The organism is Erwinia sp. 009765445 (assembly GCF_058137865.1).
Map to the genome: position 1 here is coordinate 73,728 of NZ_JBYUWC010000021.1, position 13,680 is coordinate 87,407.

Sequence of the window (13,680 nt, forward strand, 5' to 3'; positions counted from 1 at the left end):
CAGCATTACCGCAAGGGCTGAACTTTATTTCAGCCCTTTTCGCTGTGTTTATCCGCACAGTGCACTAATAACGCCTGTAACCAGGACAATCAGCAGAATGACGCATAACGCCATGATGGCAAACTGCAACGCAATGGTGCTGAAACCCAACAATGCGGCTGCCATTGCTGCGCGGGGATTTTCATTACGTACCAGCCCACCTAATGCGCCAAAGATGATCGATCCCGCTGCAAACACGGCAATCACCGCAGAGACAATGCGATCGCTATCCCAGGCGTCAGGGCGGGAGGAGGAAATTACTTCCTTTCCCTGTAATGCAGCAATAGTGGCGTATTTAATCGCTACGACTTTTGCCGCAACAAGGCTTTCCAGCGAAGGCTGAGGTGAAAATGGGCCTGCCATAAAATGGGTTAACGCCAGCAGCAACGCAATGGCCCCTGTTGAGATACCTGTCCAACTGCACCAATCCTTTTTTATCATCTTCATTTCCATTTGTAGGCCTCCTGCACATCGGAGAAATGTACGCGAACCTCATTATGAAGAGAAGTAAAGAGTCTGAATCAGTCGGGTGATCAGGTGCAGCTGGTTGAAACTAAAAATAAAAAAGCGCAATGTTGGTGAAGTTCACCGGTCAGGACGTGCCTGACCAGACGAGGGTTTAGATCGTTTTGTCACCCCGGTGATGAAAGCGTTATAAAGCAGGGTTGATGCCTGCTGGCAATTATACCCCTATAAACGTCGGGGCATTGATAACCCTTTTACGGATCGTTTATTTAACTATAATGATCCGACTGCTTACGCGGTGCTAACAGAAACGGCGCCGCCCACCATTAAATGGAGATGATGAACATGAGTTATTCACTGCCATCCCTGCCTTACGCTTACGACGCACTGGAACCGCATTTCGACAAGCAGACGATGGAAATCCATCACACTAAACACCACCAGACCTATGTCAACAATGCGAATGCCGCGCTGGAAGGCACCGAGTTTGCCAACCTGCCGGTGGAAGAACTGATCACCAAACTGGATCAGGTTCCTGCCGACAAGAAAACCGTTCTGCGTAACAACGCGGGCGGCCACGCTAACCACAGCTTCTTCTGGAAAGGCCTGAAAACCGGCACCACCCTGAGCGGTGACCTGAAAGCAGCTATCGAGAAAGACTTCGGCAGCATTGATGCGTTCAAAGCAGAATTCGAAAAAGCGGCAGCGACCCGTTTCGGTTCTGGCTGGGCTTGGCTGGTCAAAAAAGGTGACAAGCTGGCGGTCGTCTCTACTGCTAACCAGGACAGCCCGCTGATGGGTGAAGCGATTTCCGGTGTTTCCGGTACGCCAGTCGTGGGTCTGGACGTGTGGGAACACGCATACTACCTGAAATATCAGAACAAACGTCCTGACTACATCAAGGCATTCTGGGAAGTGGTTAACTGGGATGAAGCCGCAGCTCGCTTCTCTGCAGCAAAATAATTTCACGGTAAATCGTGACGATAAACCGACGGAGTTCGCTTCGTCGGTTTTTTATTGCCTGTGCTTTATCAACCCTTTCCGAGCGTTCTGTTAATCGCTGGCCCTAAAAGATAATCCTCCGTTCCTTGCCCCCCGCACTGCCTAAAGTAATGCACTGTCTTAACCGATAAGTTTTTTGTTAACTGGATCACCATACATGTAGCGCAAAGTCATTCTTATAAGCGGTGGTGGCACGGGAAAAACATAAATATGTGGGGCAGTTGATGAGCGCAGTGGGCACGATGAGCGATAATCTGCGGACTATCATTGGTGAAATTCGTTCCGGCGTCAGCCAGGTGGCCCATGCGGCGGCAGAAATCAGCGCGGGCAATACGGACCTCTCTTCCCGAACCGGGCAGCAGGCTGCTGCTGTTGAGCAAATCGCTGCCAGTATGGAATAGCTCAGTTCAACGTTGAAGCAGAACGCTGACAATGCTCATCACGCCAGCAAACTGGGAAACCTTCTGATAAGGAAAACCGTCCCGGAGGGCGGTTACCTGGCTTACTTGCCTGGCGCATTAATGCTAATCCTGACCGTGTTATTGGATAAAATCCAACTTCCCTGATCGGGCAACATTGCTCCAGAAACAACGAGCACAATACAAAAGTACCGTTTCATTGTGCGATCCCTGTTCAGACCGCTTCACGGCAATACCGCCGGTGATAATGCCGTGAAAACAAGCACGAAGTAGCGCTTGCGTTACGTTGGTAACACAGCCCTGCTGGAAAGGCCGCTTACCGGACCAGCACAAAAAAAACGCCATTTTTGGCGGTTTTTTTGTTTCTAAAATGCCCGATCTCCTCCTTTGTTGAATATGTTCTGAACAGCGCCAATTTACATTGCGCTCCCGCGTGGCCTCCACCGAGTGAAATTCTGCCCATTATCTTTCTGCCCTTTGTTTGTGCTGCTTAACGGCAACTGGCTGGATTTAGATGCTTAAATGTCTGGGCGTCTGGATGGCTAATATCGTTTTATGTTAGCTTATGTGCTTTCGTTCGTTGCCCACCGTGAAAATTCAATAAAAAATACGGCAACACAGTCAGTTAATAACCAGAGAAAGATTCTCATGACCGCCTCTAATCGTATAGATTTGCGTCAAATCTCCATCGCTTTTGGCGGTTTCTCAGCGCTGACCAGCGTGGATTTCAGTCTTGCAGGCCATTCCGTGCATGCTCTGACCGGGGCCAACGGTGCGGGTAAGTCAACGCTGATGGCTGTTCTGTCTGGCGCTTACGATCACTACAGCGGCGACATCCTGCTGGACGGGCAGCCCGTATCGATTCGTTCGCCCCGCGATGCCAAACAGCTGGGCATTCACCTGGTGCAGCAGGAGGTGGATGTGGCGCTGGTGCCGACTCTGAGCGTGGCGGAAAACATCATGCTGGACCGCATGGCTGAGGGTGGACAGGTCTGGCGCTGGGGTGAAATTCGCCAGCAGGCGAAAGCCTTACTGGCCCAGCTGGATGTCTCGCTTGACGTTCGTCGCCGTATTGATCGGTGCACGCTGGCAGAGAAACAGCAAATTCTGCTGGCCCGGGCACTGTCACACCACTGCCGTTTCCTGATCCTTGATGAGCCCACCGCACCGCTGGATCAGCATGAAAGTGAGCGCCTGTTTGCCGTGGTTCGTCGCCTGAAAAGCAGCGGGATTGGCGTGGTGTTTATTTCCCACCGCATCCACGAACTGCGTGCCATCTGCGACCGGCTGACGGTGTTGCGCGATGGCCGCCTGATTGAAAGCGGCCCGATGGCCGAACTGAGCGGCGAGCAGATCGTCGAGAAGATGCTGGGTCATCAGCTCGATGACATCTATCCTCCACGCCGTCCGCCGTTCAGTGATGAAACCCTGCTGAAAGTGGAAGGGCTGCATGATGATTTGCTGTTGCACAACATCTCGCTGACGCTGCGCAAAGGCGAAATTCTTGGCATTGCTGGTCTGGCCGGGGCCGGAAAAACCGAGCTGTGCAAGGCGCTGTTTGGTGCCAGCAACAGCCGCATCACCAAAGGTGAACTGCACGGTAAACCGTGGAAGCCAACCTCGCCGCATGCCGCAGTGGAAAACCGTATGGCGCTGATCCCGGAAGAACGCCGCAAAGAGGGCATCTTTATCGACGAGCCGGTGGTGATGAACCTCAGCGTCACCGCCGATAGCAGCTTTTCGCGCTGGAGCCTGTTTGGTCATCGGCAGGCATGGCGCTGGGCGGAAGAGGTGATCCAGAAACTGGGCGTGCGCACCACCGGCCCCCAGCAGATTTTACGGCGCCTGTCGGGCGGCAATCAGCAGAAAGTGGCAATTGGTAAATGGCTGCGTAACGACGCGGACGTGCTGATTTTTGATGAGCCGACCAAAGGGGTCGATATCAAAGCGAAAACCGATCTGTTTGAACTGATTGACGGGCTGGCCCGCCAGGGAAAAGGGGTGATTTACGCCTCGGGCGAATTTGCCGAGCTGGTTGGTCTGTGCGATCGCATATGCGTGCTCTGGGACGGGCGCATCGTGGCAGAAATGGATGCAAAGCTCGCTGATGAAGAAACACTTTTACTTTATTCCACCGGAGGAACGCCTGCGTGAGCAGCAAAGAACTTTCCCTGAAGGCGACGCCCCTGCGTCACCAGTTGTTTGAATTTCTCTATAAATGGGGGATGTTGCTGACGGTGGTTGCGCTGATCGCCGCTTTTGGTCTGGCTTCGGACAGCTTCCTTGAGCCTGCCAATATCATCAACATCCTGCGTTCGATTGCCATTGTTACGGTGATTGCCGTCGGCGTGTCGATTTCCCTGACCATCGGCGGTTTTGACCTGTCGGTTGGTTCTACGGCCTCGCTGGCAAACTCGCTGGTGATTTCATTGTTCGTCTGGTACGGCTACGGATCGACAGCGGCGATTGCCCTCACTTTATTGCTGTGCACGCTGGTGGGACTTTTTAACGCTTTTCTTATCGTTATTCTGCGCATTCCTGACATGTTAGCCACATTAGCCAGCCTGTTTGTCGTTCAGGGTGTGGCGATGACATACAGCTTTGGCGGCTCAATCACTGAAAATATGGTGATGCCGAGCGGTGATATGGCGGAAGGCACTATTCCGGCCAATTTTTCGCTGCTGGGGCAGGTGCCGACCATTGTGATCATTATGCTGGTGGTCACGACAGTCGCTCAGTTGGGTCTGTCGCTGACCAGGCATGGTCGCCGGATGTATGCCATTGGCGGCAACCCGGAAGCGGCGCGCCTTTCCGGCATCCGTACCCATCGCTACCGTGTGCTGGCCTATGTGCTGGCTTCACTGCTCGCGGGGCTGGGCGGCATCCTGCTGGCATCGCGCATTGGATCTTCTCAGGTCAACGCGGGCGGAGGCTATCTGATGGATGCGGTGGCCGCCGCGTGGATCGGTTTCTCTCTGGCGGGTTCGGGCAAGCCCAATGCGCTGGGAACGCTGGTAGGCGCCATTATTCTTGGCGTGCTGCAGAACGGGCTGGTGATGCTTTCCGTTCCCTACTATGCGATGGATATTATCAAAGGCCTGGTGCTGGCTGTTGCGCTGGCTATTACTTACATCCAGCGCCGCTGAGCGCTTAACACCGTCTGACAGGATATTAATAATAATGAAAAAACTGACCACATCGCTGCTGGCTATCAGCCTGCTGACCGCCGTGCCTGCTTTTGCCGATACCGCTGCAGTTCCGGCGGCCATCGCTAACCATAATGGCCCGGTGCGCATCGCCGTTATCCGTAACCTGGGTTCCGATGACAACACGACTCAGTTCGTTGCCGGTGCTATCCAGCAGGGCCGCAAATTGGGCTTCAAAGTCAGCACTTTTCTGAGCAATGGCGACGACGCGCGTTTCCAGGATTTTGTTAATCAGGCTATCAGTCAGAAATATGACGGCATTATCTTGTCACACGGTAAAGACCCGTATTCCACAGCGCTGGTGAAGCGTATTGCTGATGCGGGTATCAAAGTCTCTGTATTCGACACGCCGGTAAACCAGCCTGTTGAAGGCGTAACCGTTACTGCTCAGGACGATGCTTCTCTGGCACAGCACTCCCTTGATCAGCTGCTTAAGGACACCAACGGCAAGGCGAATATCGTCAAGCTCTGGGTGGCTGGCTTCCCGGCGATGGAACGTCGCCAGGTAGTTTATGAAAAAGTTTTGAAGGCGAATCCTGGCATTCATCAGCTGGAGTCGATAGGTGCGGTCTCTTCTGATGTGCAGGGTGATACAGCCAATAAGATTGGCGCCATCCTCGCGAAATACCCGAAAGGTCAGATTGACGCGATCTGGGGAGCCTGGGATGCCTTCGCTCAGGGAGCTTATAAAGCCCTGCAGGAGAATGGCCGTACTGAAATCAAACTGTACAGCATTGACGTGTCCAACCAGGACCTGCAACTGATGCAGGAGAAGAACAGCCCGTGGAAACAGACTGTGGCGGTGGACAGCAAACTGATTGGCGCAACCAATATGCGTCTGGTGGCGAACAAAATCGGCGGGGAACCAACTCCGGCAACTTACCAATTTAAAGCCGCGGCGATCTCTCAGGCCCAGCTGGCAGGACAGTCCGCGCCGGTCAACGTTGCCAACCTGAATAAAATCATCCCTGGCTGGGGAGAATCCACTGACTTCGTGGCACCGTGGTTCGCCACGCTGGAAGCGAAATACGCGAAGAAGTGAGTGGCTCCTAAAACTAAAGTGCCCCTAACAGGCGCACAGAGAACGGCTTCTGTTGCAGAATAACCCGATATTGTTTAATGCAGGAGCGGAGAGTGTCGCAGGACATTCTCCGCTAACGTCATAAGCGTCATTCATTCATCTTATTCTTTCAGCCGGACTGTGACTGCAATAAATTATCCCTGCCAAAAATCTCTTATTGCGCACGTTTTCAACAGTTTCTGCCTTTTTTATCGCCTTTCTTTGTCTGAAATCAACCCCGTATCGCTCATAAAAAATACGATTTCGCGGTGTTTTCTCTCCAAAGGAATGGATGATGAGCCTCAGCCTGCCGGGAAATGACCTTTATTATCTGCCGAAAGACGACCTCGCCCCTGAAGCGTACGAACGCATTATTTCTCCCTTTTTTGCCTGGCTGCGTATTCAGGATAGCTATGAATTTGACGACAGTCGCGACCGCGGTTTTCGCGTGGTGAATATGGTGGAGCGTCCTTACTATTCCAGTTCCCATCAGTCCCGACGGCACGGGCCACGGGAGAAGGCCCGCCTGAAAGCCATGGTGATGTCGGGTGAGGTGGTGATGCTGGCGGAGACTTATGGCCCCGCCCGGCTGTTTTATATTGATGAGCAGGGTGAGCTGATGTGTCGCGACCCGTCGGCCTTTTCATTCGATGGCGCGGAGCGCGTGCAGCGGCGAGCACTTCAACCTGAGCAATACCGACGCGCAGTCCATCCTGAACCAGGCGGCACGGGAGAAGATGGGCATCAGCGGCATCGGGGCAACCAGCCATACCGGTTATTACACCAATGTGTACTGGCTGAGCACGCTGTACAGCCAGCAATTTCCCGCCGACAGCGAGCAGGCTCAGCAGGCCATGTATATTGAGGGCATCGGTACCCGCGCGGGCGAGGCGGACAGCACGGTGGGGCTGGTGCTGGGTATTGCCGATACCGGCGTGGTGGCCAAAACGGATGATGCGGTGGTAAAGCTGCCAACATCCTTACAGCAGGCCATCTCCAACATCCGGGAAGCGGTGGCTCATGCTCCCTTTACGATTAAAACCCTGAAGTTCGACCTTTTCGGCTTCAGCCGGGGCGCTGCCGCCGCGCGTCATTTCGCTAACCGTGTCTGTTCGCAGGACCCGGCCATTATCAGCGCTGTTTGCCAGGGGCTGGACGGGGTGGCATATCAGGGCGCCCCCGCCGGGAAAACCCGCTTTATCGGCCTGTTTGACAGCGTGGCGGCCATTGGTACCGCGGTTAACGGCCTGAATCCGCACAGCGCCGACACCGGCAGCGTGAACCTCGGGCTGCGCCCCGGCGTGGCGGAAAAGGTGTTTCAACTGACGGCGCAGCACGAGTGCCGCTTCAACTTTGCGCTGAACAGCGTGCGGCCCGCCTGGCCGGAGCTGGCGCTGCCCGGTGCGCACTCCGATATCGGCGGCGGTTATCTGCCGCTGGCCAGGGAAGACCTGTGGCTGACCCGTCCGCGGGCGGAGACGGTGCCGCTGAGCAGGCCGGGAGAACAGACCCGGGTGTTTAAGCAGGCGCTCGGTGAACTGAACGCGCTGGACCGCTATCCGGCCATCGCCGCGCGGCTGCATAACCGGGAGGTCACGGCGGAGGTGTGGGCCGATGAGCGGCTGCCGCCGGACCGCTACGGCAACGTTCAGAAGCGCAGCTTTGCGGCGCTGTCGCTGCGCAACCGGCGGGTAAAAAACGACTGGTCGAAGGTCGCGCTGCGGGTGATGATAGAGGCCGCTCAGGAGGCCGGGGTGGTATTTGAAGAGATTCAGGACGACGACAAAAATTTAACCCTGCCGACAGAATTGTTCCCCCTTTGCGCTAAAGCGCTGGCGATGGGCAGGGCCACCCGGCAGGGGCAGAAAGTGGGCAGCTTCAGCGCGGCGGAATATGACCTGATTGCGGACTACCTTCACTGCTCCGCGCACTGGAATGCGCGGGTGACGGATGTCGCGGGGAATATCCGGGGCGGCGTGTCACCGTCGCAAACGCTGGGCTTTCCCCATCGCCCCGACGAACGCTGGTGCCGTATGGTTTATAACATGGAAGGAAAAAAACAGTGATGAAAAAAAATACTGCCGCGCTGATGCTGCTGCTGACCGGCTGTCAGGGACAGACAAAAACCTCGCCGTTTTACCGGGGCGACTATCCGTTGCCGCATGGCAAATGGGGGTTTGCTTTTCTCACCCCCAAAGCCCTGCCCGCGCTGGTGACTTACGCCGCCATCACCGACACCCGGGGCTATTTGCTCAGCTTTAACATGCTGGACGGCACGCATAGCGATCCCAAAATTGTTGGCCGTTGGAATGAAAATAGCCGAAGTGGTTACATTAACTTCAATCGGGCGGATTACCCGCCGCAGTATATGGTGTTCTGCTGGGACTCTATCATCGATAAAAAAGTGTATGAGACCAGCCTGTTTTTCCCGGAGTCCGTGTGGCAGAAAATGAAGTCACCCGCCGCCAACAAATACCGTCCGGGCAAGCCCGCGTGGTATGACACCCTGCTGTTCGGGCTGGCACCGGAGGGTAAAGTGCGGGTGTGGTTACAAAACAGCGGGGGCGGGGATAATTACCCGGTTCCGGTGGTTAACCTGAAAACCGTCTCCGGGGATAAGCTGGACGTCTGCAGGGGAGTAACCCGCTTTTCAAAAGGTTACCGCTATTTGAAAAGTACCCGTGATTTTATCAAGGACAAAACGTACCCCTACGGCAATTGGTAGGGGCAGGCATGTGTGGGCACTTTGTATTTTAAAAAGGCAAACCTTAAAAAGCCGTTTTCGCGAAGCCGGTCATCTCTTTCAGGCCCATCTCGCGACCCAGCGCGGTCATCGGGTGCACCACCACAATGCCACGCACGCTTTTTTTCAGCGCGCCCATATTGGCCTGCTCTTTTTTAGTGATCGTGCGGCTGAACGGCATCTGCTTCAGTTTTTGTGCTTCTTTGCTCAGCTTCTCTTCGCGTACGCCGCGCAGACGCTCCAGCTCTTCAACCACTTTCTCTTTTTCTTTCAGCAGCTCGCCCAACTTTTCTGCATCGCCGGATTCCAGCAGCAGCGGCTCCTTGCGCGTCAGGGCATCCAGCTTGTCGCTGAGGTTTTTAATTTCTGCCTGAACTTGTTCTTTCATTGTCATTAACCGTGATGTGATTCATTGCCGCAAGGATACACGAAAGCGACGGCAAGAGGGAAAGGGCGTTGGCTACTTTTTGAAAGCCTGCTTGAGGCTGATGCGGGAAATCAGTTCGGTCAGCGACAGCACCATCGTGGAGCGAACCACCTGCTGATAACGCTGCTGCAGCATGGCGCGCAGCTCGGCATCATCACAGGAGAGGTCGGGACGGGGAGGCAGGGCAGTCACACAGTGCAGCTCGCCAAAAGGGCCCAGCAGCTCGTCGTCGGTAAAGCGATACTCGGTGCCGTCATCGTTCAGGGCTTCACGCAGTGCCATCAGCAGCTCGGCATCTTCGTATTCAGTGCGGCTGATCACTCCCAGGCCGTAGATCAGCTTCAGCCTGACCGACAGTTCACCCAGCGGGCCATCACCCAGTAACAGAGGCTCTACCGCATATTTTACGGCGTAATCATCCTTGCGAAAGACCTGAATGACCAGCAGGTTTACCGCTTCGGCCAGCAGTTCCACCGTCGCGATCAAAAAGCTTCTGACCGTTCTTCCGGCGTTCAGGCGCTCAAGCACCCGATTCTCAAAAGCCTGTGGTTTTTCCATGAGAGCCTGCATATCGTACTAAAACCTCGCGGTTCCACCGCCGTGAAGGGCACGACCAGGTCGTGCCCTGTCCGTTCATCCGTTGAAGCCGGAAGCAATGGCATTATGCCATAGCGTTGTAAGCCTTCACTACGGCTGCCACCACCTCGCTGTCAGCTTCCAGACCAGAAACCTGCGCCAGAGTAGCCTGCACGCCGAGGCGGGACAGCAAATCGACCAGCTCCTGCGCCTGCGGGTCCTGGTCGCTGCGGTAATGCATAGCAGCGGCGATACCGGTCACCAGATTGTTGTGCGGCAAACCATACTCCAGCGTACCCAACGTTGGTTTGATCAGACGATCGCCGGCGCTCAGTTTACGCAGCGGCTGACGGCCTACGCGCTCAACATCATCTTTCAGGTACGGGTTTTCGAAACGTCCGAGGATTTTCTGGATATAAGCCGCATGCTTGTCGGCTTCAAAGCCGTAACGCTTAATCAGCACCGCGCCGCTCTCTTCCATCGCGCCTTTCACCACTGCGCGGACTTTCTCATCAAGGATCGCATCACGGATAGTTTTGTGACCCGCCAGCTGGCCCAGATAGGCGGTGATTGCATGACCGGTGTTCAGGGTGAACAGCTTGCGTTCCACGAAGGCCATCAGATTATCGGTCAGTTCCATGCCCGGAATGGCAGGCAGATCGCCTTTGAACTGCGTTTTATCCACGATCCACTCGCTGAAGGTTTCCACGGTGACTTCCAGCGGATCGGTGGTACCGGCTTCAGAAGGCGGCACGATGCGGTCTACAGCAGAATCGACAAAGCCCACGTTGGCTTCAGCCCAGGCGTGATATTGCTCAGGCAGCGCTTTCATCACGTGGCCTTTCAGCTGCGTGGTACCGCGCACCATATTTTCACAGGCGATGATATTCAGAGGACGGGTATTACCGCTATCACTGCGTTTGGCCAGACCCTTCGCGATACCACCGGCAATGCGCTCGAGGATCTGTGGACCAACCGCCGTGGTAACGATATCAACCTCAGCGATCAGCGGGATGATGTCATCGCTGGCACTGTTAACGGCATTCACGCCCCTGACGATATCGACCTTAGCCTGCTCGCCAACCACGTGGACCGGGTACTCGTGACGGGCATTCAGCGCATCCAGAACCACCTGGTTAACGTCGGCAAACGTCAGCTGAATACCGGCGTCAGCCAGCAATTTACCAATAAAGCCGCGGCCAATATTACCGGCACCAAAATGAAGAGCTTTCATAATTTTTCCCGTATTAACGATGAGGCCGGACAAACCCGGCCCGAAGAAAGAGCCGGGCATGCCCGGCCCTGGGGTGTAATACTTGCAATTCCTGAAGGCTTACGCTGGCTGTTTGCCAGACAGCAGGTCCAGGACTTCCTGCACGTCAGTGGTGCTGGCCAGTCTGGCGATGACGCTGTCATCATCCAGCGCGTTGGTCAGGCTGGTAATCACCTGGATGTGCTCGTTGTTGCGAGCGGCGATACCGATAACCAGACGGGCAATATCCTCTTCTTCTTCACCAAAGCGAACGCCTTCCGGATACTGGCAGAACACCACACCGGTCTGCAGTACGCGGTCTTTCGCTTCAATGGTGCCGTGTGGCACGGCGATGGACTCACCCAGATAGGTCGGGGTCAGTTTTTCACGATCCAGCATCGCCTGAACATATTCTGGTTCAACGTAACCGCCGCGCACCAGCTGCTCACCAGCAAAGCGGATAGCCTGCTCTTTATCCGTAGCATGGTTGCCCAGGAAGATATTGCGGGCGCTCAGTTTGAACAGGTGTTCCTGGCTGTCATCGTAGCTGTCGCTCAGCGTGGCGCTGACTTTATCACGGTGACCGGCAGTGCGGTTTGCATCAACCAGGCGCGCAGTCAGGTCAGTGTACAGGCCACTGTCGAGGAAGTTAGTCAGCGAAATATGCTGGGCATGAGGAGCCTGGCGCATTGCACGTTCGGTCAGATCGCGGTGAGTAATCACCAGATCCACATCGCCCGGCAGGTTGTTAATCGCGGTATTGGTGACGGAAATATTGCTCAGGCCCGCATCGTTAACCTTTTTACGCAGCACGCCTGCGCCCATGGCGCTGGAGCCCATACCGGCATCACAGGCCACGATGATTTTACGTACGTGGCTCAGATCGCCGTTCATGCCATCAGCTGCTGCTGCAGTACCGGTCTGGCCTTTAGACTGGGCTTTCATTTCGCTGACGCGACGGGCCGCAGCTTCGATATCGTCATCTTCTTTAACTTTGCTGGTTTTCAGCAGGATTGCAGAAACCACGAAGGAGACGGCGAAGGCGGCAATAATCGCTGCGATGTTAGCGAAATACGCACCTTTCGGGGTCATTGCCAGTACCGCCAGGATTGAACCCGGGGAGGCCGGAGAAACCAGGCCACCATTCAGCAGAGTCAGGGTGAACACGCCAGTCATACCGCCAAGAATAACGGCGATGATCAGACGTGGGTTCATCAGCACATACGGGAAGTAAATCTCGTGGATGCCGCCCAGGAAGTGGATGATTGCCGCGCCGCCCGCAGACTGCTTGGCGTTACCACGACCAAAGAACATGTAAGCCATCAGTACGCCCATACCCGGGCCCGGATTCGCTTCGATCAGGAAGAAGATCGACTTACCGGCTTCGCTGGCCTGCTGGATACCCAGTGGCGAGAAGATACCGTGGTTAATGGCGTTGTTCAGGAACAGGATTTTCGCCGGTTCCACGAAGATGGAGGTGAGTGGCAGCAGGTTATTCTGCACCATCAGGTTCACGCCAGCGGCGAGAATGTGGGACAGACCTTCAACCAGCGGGCCGATAGCCAGGAAAGCGAGGATCGCCAACAGCATACCGATGATACCGGCAGAGAAGTTGTTGACCAGCATTTCGAAGCCGCTTTTGATTTTGCCGTCAACCATGCGGTCGAAGCGTTTTATCGCCCAGCCGCCCAGAGGACCGGCAATCATTGAGCCGAGGAACATTGGCATATCCGCACCCACGATCACGCCCATGGTGGTGATCGCACCCACCACGCCGCCGCGATCGCCACCGACCAGACGACCACCGGTGAAACCGATCAGCAATGGCAGCAGATAAGTGATCATCGGGCCGACCAGTTTGGCCATCGTTTCGTTCGGCAGCCAGCCAGTAGGAATAAACAGTGCGGTGATGATACCCCAGGCGATAAACGCCCCGATATTTGGCATCACCATATTGCTCAGAAAGCGACCAAAGTTCTGGACCTTGATCTTGATATCTGATGAGGACATAAAAACACACCCCTTATTGGTACGCGCTGACAAATAAGAGAGCGCGTTGATTTTTGTTTAGGACAGTACGGCGGGGAGCCGTCAGTATCACTGTATGCAGGCGGACTCTATCACGCGAATATGACGCTGCGTAGTCATCGGACAAAGTGTGATGTATATCACTAAGTTAGGGGATGGTGAGGGCTATTTTTAGTGATGCCGATCACAATTATTCGCTGTAAAAAAAACACGCTGGCGAATAAATGCGCAAAACGGCGGGGTTTGTGTGATTTTTGTCACAATCTGACTCAGTGACTTTCTGTTTAATACGTGATGCATATCACAATTTATTTTTGGCCGGAAATGAGGCCGATCACAGCAGGCCGTTCCCTTAAATCAAATGGTTATCGGATGTAAGAAAATTACGAGTTTCTGGAATGGGGATCAGGAGTCTGTTAAGCAAAAGGGGCGGAATAAATCCGCCCCAACAAGTGCGTACTAT

At 54.8% G+C, this 13,680-nt stretch carries 11 protein-coding genes and 1 pseudogene; 7 read left to right on the forward strand and 5 right to left on the reverse strand.

Features of this window, described 5'->3' with window-relative positions; genetic code table 11:
• Positions 1-48 precede the first annotated feature (48 nt).
• Positions 49-492 carry a hypothetical protein gene (locus AC3Y5R_RS20380; protein ID WP_489922846.1) on the reverse strand — a complete coding sequence of 148 codons (444 nt, stop codon included), beginning with the start codon at positions 490-492 and terminating at the stop codon, positions 49-51.
• Between the two features lie 357 nt (positions 493-849).
• Here AC3Y5R_RS20380 and sodA point away from each other — a divergent pair, with 357 nt between their 5' ends.
• The 7 genes and pseudogenes from sodA (at position 850) to AC3Y5R_RS20415 (ending at position 8,916) form a co-directional block, all read left to right on the forward strand.
• Positions 850-1,467 carry a superoxide dismutase [Mn] gene (gene sodA, locus AC3Y5R_RS20385; RefSeq protein ID WP_489922847.1) on the forward strand — a complete coding sequence of 206 codons (618 nt, stop codon included), beginning with the start codon at positions 850-852 and terminating at the stop codon, positions 1,465-1,467.
• A 251-nt stretch (positions 1,468-1,718) separates the two neighbouring features.
• Positions 1,719-2,006, forward strand: a pseudogene (locus AC3Y5R_RS20390) (methyl-accepting chemotaxis protein); the annotation flags it as partial.
• 567 nt (positions 2,007-2,573) lie between these two features.
• Complete coding sequence (locus AC3Y5R_RS20395; protein WP_489922848.1) at positions 2,574-4,079, forward strand: sugar ABC transporter ATP-binding protein; 1,506 nt, start codon at positions 2,574-2,576, stop codon at positions 4,077-4,079.
• Positions 4,076-5,071 carry an ABC transporter permease gene (locus AC3Y5R_RS20400; RefSeq protein WP_489922849.1) on the forward strand — a complete coding sequence of 332 codons (996 nt, stop codon included), beginning with the start codon at positions 4,076-4,078 and terminating at the stop codon, positions 5,069-5,071. The genes AC3Y5R_RS20395 and AC3Y5R_RS20400 overlap by 4 nt, the downstream gene beginning before the upstream one ends.
• A 34-nt stretch (positions 5,072-5,105) precedes the next feature.
• Positions 5,106-6,173 (forward strand): sugar ABC transporter substrate-binding protein, encoded by a 1,068-nt coding sequence (locus AC3Y5R_RS20405; protein WP_489922850.1) that lies wholly within the window; start codon positions 5,106-5,108, stop codon positions 6,171-6,173.
• Positions 6,174-6,483: 310 nt separating this feature from the next.
• Positions 6,484-7,056 carry a DUF8093 domain-containing protein gene (locus AC3Y5R_RS20410; protein WP_489922851.1) on the forward strand — a complete coding sequence of 191 codons (573 nt, stop codon included), beginning with the start codon at positions 6,484-6,486 and terminating at the stop codon, positions 7,054-7,056.
• 1,200 nt (positions 7,057-8,256) lie between these two features.
• Complete coding sequence (locus tag AC3Y5R_RS20415) at positions 8,257-8,916, forward strand: DUF2931 family protein (protein ID WP_489922852.1); 660 nt, start codon at positions 8,257-8,259, stop codon at positions 8,914-8,916.
• A gap of 43 nt (positions 8,917-8,959) precedes the next feature.
• On the opposite strand, the gene AC3Y5R_RS20420 is transcribed toward AC3Y5R_RS20415, so the two are convergent.
• The 4 genes from AC3Y5R_RS20420 to AC3Y5R_RS20435 form a co-directional block, all read right to left on the reverse strand.
• The gene (locus AC3Y5R_RS20420; protein WP_489922853.1) at positions 8,960-9,322 is read right to left on the reverse strand and encodes a YibL family ribosome-associated protein; all 363 of its coding nucleotides are present in this window, start codon (positions 9,320-9,322) and stop codon (positions 8,960-8,962) included.
• Positions 9,323-9,394: 72 nt separating this feature from the next.
• A complete protein-coding gene (gene mtlR / locus AC3Y5R_RS20425) occupies positions 9,395-9,931 on the reverse strand; it encodes a mannitol operon repressor MtlR (protein ID WP_489922854.1) in 537 nt (178 codons plus the stop codon).
• A 91-nt stretch (positions 9,932-10,022) separates the two neighbouring features.
• Complete coding sequence (gene mtlD, locus AC3Y5R_RS20430; protein WP_489922855.1) at positions 10,023-11,171, reverse strand: mannitol-1-phosphate 5-dehydrogenase; 1,149 nt, start codon at positions 11,169-11,171, stop codon at positions 10,023-10,025.
• 99 nt (positions 11,172-11,270) lie between these two features.
• A complete protein-coding gene (locus AC3Y5R_RS20435; RefSeq protein WP_489922856.1) occupies positions 11,271-13,199 on the reverse strand; it encodes a PTS mannitol transporter subunit IICBA in 1,929 nt (642 codons plus the stop codon).
• Positions 13,200-13,680 lie beyond the last annotated feature (481 nt).

Bases quoted from the DNA above. Each gene is read 5' to 3' on its own strand.
- AC3Y5R_RS20380 (WP_489922846.1), bottom strand. From the start codon at position 492: ATGGAAATGAAGATGATAAAAAAGGATTGGTGCAGTTGGACAGGTATC.
- sodA (WP_489922847.1), top strand. From the start codon at position 850: ATGAGTTATTCACTGCCATCCCTGCCTTACGCTTACGACGCACTGGAA.
- AC3Y5R_RS20395 (WP_489922848.1), top strand. From the start codon at position 2,574: ATGACCGCCTCTAATCGTATAGATTTGCGTCAAATCTCCATCGCTTTT.
- AC3Y5R_RS20405 (WP_489922850.1), top strand. From the start codon at position 5,106: ATGAAAAAACTGACCACATCGCTGCTGGCTATCAGCCTGCTGACCGCC.
- AC3Y5R_RS20410 (WP_489922851.1), top strand. From the start codon at position 6,484: ATGATGAGCCTCAGCCTGCCGGGAAATGACCTTTATTATCTGCCGAAA.
- AC3Y5R_RS20415 (WP_489922852.1), top strand. From the start codon at position 8,257: ATGAAAAAAAATACTGCCGCGCTGATGCTGCTGCTGACCGGCTGTCAG.
- AC3Y5R_RS20420 (WP_489922853.1), bottom strand. From the start codon at position 9,322: ATGAAAGAACAAGTTCAGGCAGAAATTAAAAACCTCAGCGACAAGCTG.
- mtlR (WP_489922854.1), bottom strand. From the start codon at position 9,931: ATGCAGGCTCTCATGGAAAAACCACAGGCTTTTGAGAATCGGGTGCTT.
- mtlD (WP_489922855.1), bottom strand. From the start codon at position 11,171: ATGAAAGCTCTTCATTTTGGTGCCGGTAATATTGGCCGCGGCTTTATT.
- AC3Y5R_RS20435 (WP_489922856.1), bottom strand. From the start codon at position 13,199: ATGTCCTCATCAGATATCAAGATCAAGGTCCAGAACTTTGGTCGCTTT.